Here is a 12,025-nt window from a genome sequence, read left to right on the forward strand (position 1 = left end):
ATATAAAATCGCTGTATGCTATGTTTTTTGGCCTCTAGTCTTCCAAAATTACCTTTCCATCTTTGTCCTGCCTCTTGGCTTCTACTCGATAGGATCGAACTGATATTTGGAACCAGTTGGGCCAGCGGTTCCGGGATTAGCTTTGACTAAAGGAATTTCATTAAAAATATTAAATTCCGTAGCCGTTTTTGTCAGGGTGACACCTTGATTTAACTGTTGACTAATCGCCGCCCGATCGCCTGGAAATTGGGTAAAGGCATTGGCTAAGGCATTGGTAGCATCATAGGTTGTGGCAGTGCGCCAACTGACTCTTCCTTGCCAAAGTTTTCCGGCTTGACTCGCAAAAGGATCGTTACTTCGCCAGCGCCAAGGTACAGCCAAAACCATTCCCTTAATCGCATCGCCTCCTTGAACCAAAATCTGCGGATTATACATTTCATCGCTACTAAGTAAAACCAATTGATTTTGATTGGCTTGGGCTAGAGCGATCGCGCGATCGACCTGATTTTTACTTAAGGCTAAAAAGGCAATATTTGACCCGGCTTGACGGGCTTTATCGATCTCTGCCGTCGCATCAAACCCTGGAGATAAAATATCCACTTCTTTGACCAAAGTTGCCCCCGCTTTTGACAAAGCGGAGACTAATTCCCCTTTTAAATCTTGGCTATAACGATTATCGGAATTGTAAAATAATGTCACTTTGGCAGGGCTGTGATTTTTCACCGCATAATTGACTAAAGTTTCGGCTACTTTTTGCAAATAAGTGGTGAGTATAGTTTTGGTTTGACTCAAGGGAATCGTTTGCACAGTCGATTGGCCTGCATTGGTGGAAATTGTCGTATTTAAAGGGGACAGTACCGCCAGATTATTTTGCTCATAACGAGTTAAGGCTTGACGACTATTATTGTCCACCCCATGTCCAATCACTCCCAGCACATTTGCGGAAGATTGAATCAGATCCTCAGCCAAAGAATCGGATAAGCTGGCATCTTTTTCATTGACAACCACCACTTCCAATAACCTTCCGGGAATGCTGGGAACTTGGTTAAATTCCCCTTGGTATTGGGCAACTCCGCGCAGCACTTCTTTGGCTTCATTCACGCGGGTAGTAATCGGCACTACCACTGCCATTGTTAAGGGATTTCCCGCTTGTTTGGCCTTGGCATTGTTCAGGTAAATTGCCGCTTCTGGGTCATTTTTATCTTTATTTACCGCTTCTTGATATTGTTGAATTGCCCCCGGCCAATCTTGACTGGCAAATGCCGCCGCTGCTGAGGTTTTTTCCTGGGAATTCCTCCCACCAATAATCAATATTTTCTCCCCTTGACTAATTAATTCAGCATTCACCGCTGTTTCACTGACGATCGCCAAAGGATTCACCCCAGAGGTCGGGACTCCGTCAGAATTATTGCCAGAATCATTTTCCACCACCACGGTGCGATCGCCCCCCCGTTGGCTAAAATACCACCAACTGCCACCACCTAACAGCAGCAAGGCGATCGCCACCAACATCAAAATCGGCAGAGGAAAGTTTCCTCCCTTTCCTCCATTGGACGAAACCACGGTTTTTGCCGACTGCATGGCCTCCTGGGGCAACCCACAAATGGCACAATCTGGGCCATTATTCTCATAAGGGGGGTGAGGGCCGGAACAATTGGGATATTGCTGGCCATTTTTCGGCGTCCCATCACAAATCCAACTCACTTTGGACTACCTCTCTCGTGACGTTTATTCTAACTATTCTAGAATTATCCTCAACCATAAAACCGTAAATTTCGCAATTTCTGGATTCTAATGGCGAATTGCGGAATTACCAGGCGATCGCTTTGTAACAAAACGTAATATTCTTCAGAACACAGCCATCAGAAAATCTTTCTGGAGCGACCTGGAGCGACCTGGAGCGACGGTCGAAAATCCCACAAATTGACGAAGTGCGATCGTCAGATAGGTCAGAAGGATTTTGAGGCGATCGCCCCTCTTGATTCACCTTTACTAACTCGGCAACTCTTCAGCGGAAAACAACAAACCCATGACCACTCAAAGCAACCATCCCTCCCTAGGCAGTCTGGAATATTTATCTTACCTAGATCAAGAAGGACAAATCAACAACACCTTTCAAGGTCAAGTCGGAGTTTATGCAATTTTTGACCAAAACCAAAAGTTACAATTTATTGGCTATTCTCGCGATATTTATCTCAGTCTCAAACAACACTTAATCCGTAAACCAAATCAATGCTATTGGTTCAAAGTGCAAACAATTAATCGGCCTAGTCGCACAATCTTAGAAGAAATTCGCGAAAACTGGATTGCCGAAAACGGGTCAACTCCCGTGGGCAATTCATCAGAATTAGAACTCTGGACGCAGCCAATTAACGTCAAAACCATGATGCTGGATCGAGAAAAACAAGACTATGAGAAAGCAGCCGGAGATGAACTCAGCCAAATCAAAGTCTTAAAACAAATTGCTCGACGAGTAGAAGCCGAAATCTTATCGATTTTAGAACAGCGGGGATGCAAAGAACAACTCCGCTTTAACCCCAAACTCAAAGAAACAGGATTACTCGATTTAAAGTAATACCATATTAATGCATTCATTAGGGATTAATCTTGGTAAAAACACGGTGAAATATAGAGATTATTTAAATTCTCTATATTTCACCTACCGTCAAAATGGGGTTTGGTTAAATCCAGAATTTCATCAAACAAAAAGTGATTCGTTAAATTAGTCAAAAATTCGCGCGAGTATATTATGGGGTAATTTCAGCCACAAGCTGAAAAATTATTTCATCGCTACACTCTTCCGCTGATTGATAAACTTCTGACAAGCAATCACCGGAAATTTGCCTTAAATAGAACTGGATATCTTCCTCCCGTTTCAATGTAGAATCCTTGGATTTCAACGGATGAAAAACTTGTGATTTCTGATATAAATAAAGAACTCCTAAATATTTTTCCATTTTGACTAAAAGTTCTTGTTCCTGGAAAGGCTTTAGCACGAAATCATCACAACCAATTTGCAAGATTTCCTGGCGATCTTCCTCAAAAGCACTAGCGGTTAAAGCAATAATTACAATTTTTTGGCTCAGAGGATTAGCCTTAATTCGTTTCGTCGCTTCATAGCCATTCATCACCGGCATTTGCATATCCATCCAGATTAAATCCGGTTGCCAAGTTTTCAGGATATCGAGAGCTTCTTGACCATTGGTCGCTTCACGCACTTCCTGAAAACCCCATCTAGAAAGCATTTTCATTAGTAACAAACGATTTTCCAGTCGATCTTCAACTACAAGAATGCGGTATTGAGGTTGATCCGGCGCTAAACCAACCACCTTGGAGTATTTTGAAGTAGTAGCGATTTCCGTCAGATCGGCGTTTTCAATCTGAATATCAAACCCAAACGTTGTGTAAGCGCCCCCTTTTGTTCTTTGCAAATAAGTATCTTTGACCGGAGTGTCTGGGTTGCCAAAATGTTTCAAAGTACATTCTTCATTGTTCATAAACTTATCAGTTAAGAATTATCCTGGTTGGGTGGCAAGAGACGCATCCAACCAGGACTGACAGATTCAGAAGCAAATTCACCACTCCAGTCAGGATTAAAATGATAGATAGCAAAGCGATCGCAGTGCAGAATGGCGCGTAATTCTTCGGTTGTCACCGAGAAAATTGTCTGAAAATCTAAAGTCTGACGCATTTTTTGAATAATTTTGGCGATCGCCCGTTCTCGGTCGGCAATTTCTCGCAAAGATTGCTCCGCTAAAGCGCGATCGCGGGATTCAATCGCCCGAGAAATCATATACGCCAAATAACTGATAAAATTTTGTTCCTCAATTTCCCAGACTCTTTTTTCACCCGTATGTTATATACAAATGACTCCCTTAATTTCACCCTTTAAATGAATTGGCACATCCAACATAGAACTAATCAATAATGGAGTCAGATAAGTTTCGGTAAATTCAGTAGTTTTTGGATCCTGCTTGGCATCATAAACCACCATACATTTCTCAGATTCTAAAGCCTGAAAATATTTAGGATAATCAGAAAAAGACAATTCATATCCTTGACTATGCTGATTGGGAGTTAACTCATAAAGATTGGCACAAAAGCTCGCCGAATTATTCTGGTTATAAAACAAAATACTGGCTCTTTCAAGGTTCAAAATTAGGCTAAAAACTTGAGTAATTTCCTGCAATGCCTGCTTTAAATATCCCTGATAAATGCTTTGATTTTTCGCTAACGACAGGAGTCCAGACTGCTGCTTGCTTAACCGATATTCACTACAAAGTAGATTTAATCGTCTTTATCACTTTAATTTTACTTGCTAATACTAGGTTATTTTTTAATAAATTATTTCTCTTTTTTTGCGCTCTAATATCTAATTAATTTTCAGCATTTAGCCGTTTTTTTCGCCTATTTTTTTCTAATTGTTCTAATTATATACTGAATATTGCGGCAAAAAAAATCAAACTTTTCGGTATTTTAATTTTGGATAATTCGTCGATTGTCTGTAATACAAAAATTGCCAATTACTCTATTTTATTTATCTAATAGCGATTGCCAAATATAACTTTTTATTTGGCGTTATTTGATTAACAAATTTTTATAAAATTATTAGCAAAAAATATTAATAATGATAATATTTATCAAATAAAATTTGAATATTTTTGGTGGTAAATAGACATTTTTTTTAATTATATATTATATCCCAAAGATGATCTGCCAAAGCACAGCCCAAATTACTAAAGGTTTTAATCGCTCTGTCGGGTTTTATATGGCTTCATAAACCATCGCATAGGACACATCAATATCTTGATCTAGATGAGTGACCAAAGCGGAAAAAAATTCACTTACCGTTGCAGTTACCAACACAATATTTTTTAGGGTGTTTTCTGTTCCCAGGCGTTCCCCAATTTATTTTTGCATTTCTTGGTTTAATTGATCTAATTGTTCAGGATTTTTTAAAGCTAAAAATTTTGCCAGTAAATCTACCATTTTTAAAGCTGTATAGCAAAACACTAAAGCGGTGATAGATCGCTCAAATTTTGACCGCCAATAAGCGGGATGCCACAATGTCCAAATATCCAATAAATATCCGATGCCACAGCAAACAATAAAAGCGCCTACTAAGTAGAAAAATCCAAAAAAAGCAGATCCTGGCGTTTGATCGCGAAATAGATTAACAATGCCGAAATCGAAAAATAAGCCAGGGCGATTAGGAAGTCGCTGGTTACATGAAGCCAAACTAAAGGGGGTTGCCACAGGAAGCTGTAACCGTGAGGCATATATTGACTAGGGGAAAAGATGGTTTTGAGAATTTGCCACATTTTCTTGCCGATTGATTATGGGATTTTAAAAAAACGAGAATTAATTGCTATGATACCTTTGAATTATACGTGAAAACTATTTTTTTTTTGCCAAAACATTAATTCATCGTCACTTGAAGGGGATTAGGGTGAGTCAAATTATCGGAAAAAATTACTTGAGCATCCGGGAGGTTTGTTTATCCTAAATAGAGATTATTAGCTCTTTGTCAGGATCTCAGCCCTGCAAATCTTTTGCGATCGCGCTGATTTTTCTTCCCCTAGGGTTTGGCCACGATGAAATTTTTTGCCGATAGGATATAATTACTATATTCTATATTAGATCCATGATGGATGAGTAGGCAAAAGCCCAACCTAAATTTATTAATTTATCTTGGAGCCAATGTTTGACGTAATTTTCCGCAGCCAGCCACTCCCGGCACTCCCCCTTTATGCCCCTTTATGTTAGATATTGGTTAGCTCATGGAAATCAGTTAATTTGAATGATTGGAGGAATATCCTTGTGAATTTTTCGAGAATTTTGGCGATCGCTGTCAATGTGTTTTGGGAAGTGATGCGGGAACGAGTCCTTTATCTGATTGCTTTGTTTGCGATATTTTTATTCGGCACTTTGCGACTGTTGCGAGAATTTGCCCTGGGAACCGAGTATAAAATTATCACCGATTTAGGAATTGCCGGGATTGGGGTAATCGGCTTAATTGTGGCAATTTTTGTCGGCACTGGCATGATTAACAAAGAAATTGAAAAACGCACGGTTTTAGTCCTGTTAGCTAAACCCATTAGCCGCGCCGATCTGATTGTAGGCAAATATCTCGGACTCTCTGGAATTCTGGCAATTCTGATCTTTTTTACCAGTCTGATTTATCTGAGTTTTTTGAGCTTAAATCGAGTAGAATATCCGTTAGGCAGCATTTTAGTCGCCTTATTTTTTATCTTTTTAGAACTGTCTTTACTCACCGCCGTAGCCATGCTTTTGGGGGTGTTTACCAGTTCTTTGTTAGCTACCCTACTCAGTGTTGGGGTTTATGTGATGGGACACTTGAGTCCTGATATTATTAAGGCTGGGGAACTGAGTGAAAATCCGGCTTTGATCGGTTTTACTCGAAACTTATACTTAATTTTACCAGATTTGACCAAGCTAGATTTAAAAAATCAAGCCGTCTATGGTCTATTACCTGACTTGAATACCTTGCTATTTAATGGGATTTATGCTGTAATTTATATTATCCTATTGTTGGCGATCGCTAACTTGATTTTTCGCCAAAAAGAATTTTAACCTTGGCGACAGCCGAAAAATTGTTTTTTGGGTTTTTTTGTTTTTTTGTAGAGAAGCATAGTAGAGAAGCATAGAGTGATGGAAAAACTGAAGCAACTAAAAAATATATTTGCGGAAATGGAGCGAGCATTAATTGCTTATTCCGGTGGAATTGATAGTACCTTAGTCGCCAAAGTTGCTTATGATGTCCTGGGCGATCGCGCTTTAGCGGTAACGGCGGTTTCGGCTTCATTATTGCCCGAAGATTTAGAAGATGCCCGCATTCAAGCAGCGGATATTGGCATTCACCATGAAGAAATTGCCACCCATGAAATGGCCAATCCTAACTACACCTCTAACCCAGTAAATCGCTGCTACTTTTGCAAAAGTGAACTGCATGATACCTTAAAAACCTTAGCCCTGCAACGGGGTTATCCTTATGTAGTGGATGGAGTGAATGCGGATGATTTACAAGATTATCGTCCGGGGATTCAAGCCGCCAAAGAAAGAGGGGCGCGATCGCCTTTAGCGGAAGTGGGCATTACTAAATTAGAAGTCCGACAAATAGCGAAAGAATTGGGTTTACCGTGGTGGGATAAACCCGCCCAACCTTGCCTCAGTTCCCGCTTTCCTTATGGAGAAGAAATCACCATAGCCAAATTGCAGCGAGTCGGTCGTAGCGAACATTATTTACGCCAGTTAGGATTAAAAAATCTGCGGGTTCGTTCAGCGGGGGATACAGCCAAAATTGAATTACCCCCTGAAGAAATTAAACCGTTTATTTTAACCACCGATTTACCCCAACTGGTGGCAACCCTTCAAGAATTTGGCTTTGTTTATGTCACCCTTGATTTAGAAGGATATCGTAGTGGTAAATTAAATCAGGTTTTACCTCCAGAAGTCTTGGCCAATCCGTAAATTAAATAACTTTAAATAACTTTAAATAACTGGCGATCGCCCCAACCCCGATTGGCGGATCTCTCCTTGATCCCCCCTGAAAAAAGGGGGGGGCTTTTGAGATGTTTCCAGAATAGACCTCTGGCTTTCATAACGGATCTCCCCTTGATCCCCCCTGAAAAAGGGGGGCTTTTAAGATGTTTCCAGAATCTAATACATCTTACTCAACACTTCTCGAATCGTATCCGCAGAAACTCGATCCGTAATCGTCACCGCCCCGATCGCCGTCGGCAAAACAAACCGGACTTTCCCCGCTTTCACCTTCTTATCCATTTGCAGACTATCTAAAATAGCCTCAATTTCCAAACCCTGGGGTAACTTTGTGGGTAATCCCGCTTTCGCAATCAAAGCCAACTGACGGCGATCGCACAGTTCATCCCAAAGGCCCAAAGCCACCGCTAACCGACTAGCTGCCACCATCCCAATGCCCACCGCTTCACCGTGAATCACCACCGTATAGCCGGTTAAGCTTTCCACCGCGTGACCAATGGTATGACCATAATTCAAAATTGCCCGCAGTCCCGCTTCTTTCTCGTCTTTGCCCACCACATCCGCTTTACTTTGACAAGACCGGACTAAAATATCTTGCAGCAAGCTTTCTCCCAAATAGCCCAACTCGTCGAGGCGTTCTACCGCTTCCATCCGCGCAAATAATTCCGCATCCCAAATCACCCCATATTTAATCACTTCCGCCATCCCCGCCCGAAACTCGCGCACCGGCAGGGTTTGCAGCACCAAAGGGTCAATTAAAACTAAACGCGGTTGATAAAAAGCACCGATGAGATTTTTGCCTTGAGGATGGTTCACCCCAGTTTTGCCGCCAATGGAAGCATCCACCATTGCCAACAGGGTGGTGGGGACTTGGACAAAGTTAATCCCCCGTAACCAAGTGGCTGCCGCAAATCCAGTCATATCGCCAATCACCCCGCCACCGAGAGCAACCATTGTGGAAGAACGTTCCAGGCGATTTTCTAGGGCAGTATCATAAATTTTTTGAATAGTTGCCAGAGTTTTATATTCTTCTCCGTCCGGGAGAATGCAGCGAAACACTTCAAATCCGGCAGACTCCAAAGAGGCGATCGCCCTTGCCCCGTAATGGTCAAACACCACGGGATTGGACACCAGCAGCACTTTTTTGCCTAATTTGCCTAACTTCTGACCCCCAGAGAGTCCCTCGGAGAGTCCCTGCGTTGTTGCCCCCAGTTCGTCCAAGGTGTTATGGCCGATCGCGATTTGATAGGAATTTTCCGGCAGCGCTACATCAATGACAGACCCCATGACTCAGACCCTCGAAACAAGCATTAATCGGCTTAATTGTATCGCAGTATGTTTCAATATTAGAACCATGTTGTTAATTGGAGAAACTTAAATGACTGCTGCTGGAGCCGTTACTTACTTCACTCTCTTGGGTGGTGCCTTTGTCACCGCTTTAGTGCTGTTCTTTGGTTTGCGAGCCGTCAAACTGATCTAACCGGATCTAAAAAAAGTTAAGGCGATCGCATCACCAAAAAATAGAGATTTATAGAGACTCATAGAGAGTTGCCGATCCGCTCGGCAACTCTCTATGTTTCGATTCACTTCGATTCACTTATTTTGTTCTCTGTTCTCTCATTCCGATCTAACCGATCTCATTGATTTAATTATTTTCATCAATTGATGGATCAATTGATGAATCAATTGATCCATTTTGGTTAGGTTGGTCAGGATAGTTATTTGCCGGTGCAGCCCCATTTTCCGCTGATTGATAATTGGCCTGAGAATCCGCAAATTGATTCAACTCTAATTCCGCCTTTTTCTCTTCAGAATCCGCAAAATTATTTAAATATGAGGCTGAATCTGGTGCATCATTTTCTCCCCCTGGAGTCATAGTTGCTCCCAACCGGGCAGCATTTCTTTTGGTTACAGTCTCCCAGGAATCAGACTGAGACTCAGGAGACAATGTTCGCTTCAGGATATCCGTAATACTATGGCAATAATTGGTTAAACCGAAACTGGCGGGACTGACCGCATTTTCATAAGTGAAATGACGATAGTTTAAACAAAAGCGATCCCAAGGACTCATTTGAATCTTAAACCAGTTGATAATTAAATCCGTTAACCAATCAGACAAAGGAATTCTAAAATAAATTTTTTTGTCTAAATATGCACAAATTTCTTCTATAATTTGATTAACCGTAACCGGCTGATTTCCTAATACCAAATGTGGCGCAGTATCCGGGGGATTTTCAATCAAATGCAGCACAATTTGGGCAATATCCCCAGCATGGATAAAGTGAAAACTGCCCTCAGCTTTCAGGAAGCGAATTAGATTAATCCATTTGAGCACATCGGGTAATCCCTTGGTCAGGTGAGAAGAGATGCCGGTATCTTCACCCCCAAATACGAGGGTGGGAAATAAGGTGGTAATCCGTGAGGCGATCGCCAACCGAGATAAGCGAGAGTAACAATCATACTTAGTCCGAATATAATCGGTGCCCAATTGTCTGGCTTCTTTGAGGGGTTGGTTGCGGCGATCGAGAATACTCGCAGTGGAAAAATAGATCACCTGTTCGCAGAATGCGGGATCCAAAGACTGCATCAACTGCATGGTTTTCAGGACATTCACATCAAAAACATCTCCGCCTCCCCAAGCAGTAGCGGTTAATACCGCCACATTAATGGTTTGTAACAGAGGGGCATATCGATCGATGTGTTGCATATCTCCCCGCAAAAGTTCGATTCCCGGACGATGGTTGAGGTCAACTTTCAGCCGATCCGGGTTTCTCACCAGCAGGTAGAGTTCGTGTTCCGTATGGTGAATCAACGCTTGAGTAATATAGTGACCAATACAGCCACTCGCACCAGTAATAAAAATCCGCTTGGGGTTCATTAGAAAAATCTCTCAGGATAAGCTGGGTGAGTGATGGGCTAGATTTTGAATTTTAGACTTAGATTCTATAGTGCGATCGCCAGATTTTCAATTGTATCACCGCAAAATTTTTAAATTTCAGCCCATTGACGCCTAAATTGCGCCTTAAATGATCCTTAAAAATGTGAATTGGGGCAATCCCTGAAGGACTTGCCCCAACAAGAGTTTAAATATGGAGATTTATGAGTCGCTCCGATAAAATCTCAAATAGACTTCTTGCTTTCCCCGGCTAAAAAGCCCCCTTTTTTAAGGGGGGTTGGGGGGATCGACGGCGGTATGAAAGCAATATGTCTAATTTTGTCATCCAGGTGAACTATCACGAAAACCGAGTAAAATTAAGCGGGGACTGCCAATAATTGATCGACTTTTTTGGCGGTTTCAAAGAAGAAAGCAACGTTTTCCTCCGGGGTTCCCGGTAAAATGCCATGTCCTAAGTTAAGAATATGGCCTTGGTTGCCCGCTTTGCGAACCGTGTCCAGGATGCGATCGCGAATAAAGTCCTGAGATCCAAATAAAGCACAAGGATCGATATTCCCTTGGACATGGATATTTTTGCCCAAGCGCTGTCTCGCTTCGGCCATATCCACAGTCCAGTCCACACTAACAATATCCACCCCAGATTTACCCATCCGTTCCAAAACTCCGGCACTGCCACTAATATAGAGAATTAACGGAGTATCCGGGTGAGTCGCTTTCACCTGTTCGACGATTCTTTGGTGATAGGGTAGGGCAAAACTATCATAGTCTTGAGGGCTGAGTTGACCTGCCCAAGAATCAAACATTTGCACCACCTGCGCCCCACTATCAATTTGATAGCGCATATAAATGGCGATCGAATCCGCAATTTTTCCCAGGAGTTTATGTAGCATTGCGGGCTCAGAAAAAGCCATGCTCTTAATCACCTTATAGTCCTTGGAAGATTTACCCTCAATAGCATAAGCCGCCAAAGTCCAAGGAGCGCCGACAAACCCCAAAACCGTGGCTTTGTTGCCTACTTCCTGCCGTAAAGTTTGTAAAATTTCCCGAATAAACGGCAAAGAACTCTCAGGATCGAGGGTATGGATTTGCTCAATTTGCTCCAGACTGCGAATCGGGGGATCGATAATTGGGCCTTTGCTTTCGATGATATCAAAGGGAATTCCCATCCCCGGCAGAGGAGTTAAAATATCAGAAAATAAAATTACCCCGTCTGGCTGAAATGCCCGAAACGGTTGTAAAGAGATTTCAATGGCCAACTCGGTATTTTCCGACCGTTCCCGAAACGAAGGATATTTATCCCGCAAATCTCGATAAACTTTCATATAACGACCCGCTTGGCGCATCATCCACACGGGAGGACGGTCTAATTTTTCGCCACGGGCTGCTCTTAATAAATAAGGAATTTCGTTGGAAGCTGCCATCTGTACTTGACTATTAATCGATTAAATACAACCGTTAAGCTTACCATTGCCCGGATCCTGATTTTTACTGTCTTTACAATCCTTGATGTTATCTTCGCTCAACGGAAAAATCGTCTTCCTCAGAAGCCCCCTTGGGGGTGGGTGGGCTGGATGCCCACCGGACAATTACCGGAAAATTAATTAATGC

Annotated in this window: 13 protein-coding genes; 4 read left to right on the plus strand and 9 right to left on the minus strand. The window is 42.2% G+C overall.

Going from position 1 to position 12,025, the window contains the following annotated elements:
- Nucleotides 1-81: 81 nt before the first annotated feature.
- The gene (locus AM228_RS09360; RefSeq protein WP_054465861.1) at nucleotides 82-1,704 is read right to left on the minus strand and encodes an ABC transporter substrate-binding protein; all 1,623 of its coding nucleotides are present in this window, start codon (nucleotides 1,702-1,704) and stop codon (nucleotides 82-84) included.
- A 106-nt stretch (nucleotides 1,705-1,810) separates the two neighbouring features.
- Nucleotides 1,811-1,987 carry a hypothetical protein gene (locus AM228_RS32235; RefSeq protein WP_156331654.1) on the minus strand — a complete coding sequence of 59 codons (177 nt, stop codon included), beginning with the start codon at nucleotides 1,985-1,987 and terminating at the stop codon, nucleotides 1,811-1,813.
- A 42-nt stretch (nucleotides 1,988-2,029) separates the two neighbouring features.
- Between AM228_RS32235 and AM228_RS09365 the strand changes: the two genes are divergently transcribed.
- Nucleotides 2,030-2,575: a GIY-YIG nuclease family protein gene (locus tag AM228_RS09365; RefSeq protein WP_054465862.1), complete on the plus strand. Its 546-nt coding sequence runs from the start codon at nucleotides 2,030-2,032 to the stop codon at nucleotides 2,573-2,575.
- A gap of 172 nt (nucleotides 2,576-2,747) precedes the next feature.
- On the opposite strand, the gene AM228_RS09370 is transcribed toward AM228_RS09365, so the two are convergent.
- The 4 genes from AM228_RS09370 to AM228_RS09385 all read right to left on the minus strand — a co-directional run bounded on the left by AM228_RS09370 (nucleotide 2,748) and on the right by AM228_RS09385 (nucleotide 5,238).
- Nucleotides 2,748-3,497 carry a response regulator gene (locus AM228_RS09370; protein ID WP_054465863.1) on the minus strand — a complete coding sequence of 250 codons (750 nt, stop codon included), beginning with the start codon at nucleotides 3,495-3,497 and terminating at the stop codon, nucleotides 2,748-2,750.
- A gap of 11 nt (nucleotides 3,498-3,508) precedes the next feature.
- Complete coding sequence (locus tag AM228_RS09375) at nucleotides 3,509-3,793, minus strand: hypothetical protein (RefSeq protein WP_054465864.1); 285 nt, start codon at nucleotides 3,791-3,793, stop codon at nucleotides 3,509-3,511.
- Between the two features lie 63 nt (nucleotides 3,794-3,856).
- Complete coding sequence (locus tag AM228_RS09380) at nucleotides 3,857-4,189, minus strand: GAF domain-containing protein (RefSeq protein WP_054465865.1); 333 nt, start codon at nucleotides 4,187-4,189, stop codon at nucleotides 3,857-3,859.
- A gap of 719 nt (nucleotides 4,190-4,908) precedes the next feature.
- A complete protein-coding gene (locus AM228_RS09385; protein ID WP_231636722.1) occupies nucleotides 4,909-5,238 on the minus strand; it encodes a hypothetical protein in 330 nt (109 codons plus the stop codon).
- 582 nt (nucleotides 5,239-5,820) lie between these two features.
- Between AM228_RS09385 and AM228_RS09390 the strand changes: the two genes are divergently transcribed.
- Entirely contained in the window at nucleotides 5,821-6,594 is a 774-nt protein-coding gene (locus tag AM228_RS09390) for an ABC transporter permease (protein WP_054465867.1), read from the plus strand.
- Nucleotides 6,595-6,672: 78 nt separating this feature from the next.
- Entirely contained in the window at nucleotides 6,673-7,491 is an 819-nt protein-coding gene (larE, locus tag AM228_RS09395) for an ATP-dependent sacrificial sulfur transferase LarE (protein ID WP_054465868.1), read from the plus strand.
- Nucleotides 7,492-7,680: 189 nt separating this feature from the next.
- Here the strand turns inward: larE and aroB are convergent, their stop codons facing one another.
- A complete protein-coding gene (aroB, locus tag AM228_RS09400; protein ID WP_054465869.1) occupies nucleotides 7,681-8,808 on the minus strand; it encodes a 3-dehydroquinate synthase in 1,128 nt (375 codons plus the stop codon).
- Nucleotides 8,809-8,899: 91 nt separating this feature from the next.
- Between aroB and AM228_RS29520 the strand changes: the two genes are divergently transcribed.
- On the plus strand, nucleotides 8,900-9,001 hold the full coding sequence (locus AM228_RS29520) for a cytochrome b6-f complex subunit PetL (RefSeq protein WP_072160727.1): 102 nt from the start codon (nucleotides 8,900-8,902) through the stop codon (nucleotides 8,999-9,001).
- Nucleotides 9,002-9,166: 165 nt separating this feature from the next.
- On the opposite strand, the gene AM228_RS09405 is transcribed toward AM228_RS29520, so the two are convergent.
- Both AM228_RS09405 and hemE read right to left on the minus strand, forming a co-directional pair.
- Nucleotides 9,167-10,399 (minus strand): NAD(P)-dependent oxidoreductase, encoded by a 1,233-nt coding sequence (locus tag AM228_RS09405; RefSeq protein WP_072160728.1) that lies wholly within the window; start codon nucleotides 10,397-10,399, stop codon nucleotides 9,167-9,169.
- A 374-nt stretch (nucleotides 10,400-10,773) separates the two neighbouring features.
- Nucleotides 10,774-11,838 (minus strand): uroporphyrinogen decarboxylase, encoded by a 1,065-nt coding sequence (gene hemE, locus AM228_RS09410; protein ID WP_054465870.1) that lies wholly within the window; start codon nucleotides 11,836-11,838, stop codon nucleotides 10,774-10,776.
- Nucleotides 11,839-12,025 lie beyond the last annotated feature (187 nt).

This window comes from Planktothricoides sp. SR001, assembly GCF_001276715.1.
Classification (GTDB): Bacteria; Cyanobacteriota; Cyanobacteriia; order Cyanobacteriales; family Laspinemataceae; genus Planktothricoides; species Planktothricoides raciborskii.

Coding starts and splice junctions, on each gene's coding strand:
- AM228_RS09365 (WP_054465862.1), top strand. CDS start 2,030: ATGACCACTCAAAGCAACCATCCCTCCCTAGGCAGTCTGGAATATTTA.
- AM228_RS09370 (WP_054465863.1), bottom strand. CDS start 3,497: ATGAACAATGAAGAATGTACTTTGAAACATTTTGGCAACCCAGACACT.
- AM228_RS09375 (WP_054465864.1), bottom strand. CDS start 3,793: ATGATTTCTCGGGCGATTGAATCCCGCGATCGCGCTTTAGCGGAGCAA.
- larE (WP_054465868.1), top strand. CDS start 6,673: ATGGAAAAACTGAAGCAACTAAAAAATATATTTGCGGAAATGGAGCGA.
- aroB (WP_054465869.1), bottom strand. CDS start 8,808: ATGGGGTCTGTCATTGATGTAGCGCTGCCGGAAAATTCCTATCAAATC.
- AM228_RS29520 (WP_072160727.1), top strand. CDS start 8,900: ATGACTGCTGCTGGAGCCGTTACTTACTTCACTCTCTTGGGTGGTGCC.
- AM228_RS09405 (WP_072160728.1), bottom strand. CDS start 10,399: ATGAACCCCAAGCGGATTTTTATTACTGGTGCGAGTGGCTGTATTGGT.
- hemE (WP_054465870.1), bottom strand. CDS start 11,838: ATGGCAGCTTCCAACGAAATTCCTTATTTATTAAGAGCAGCCCGTGGC.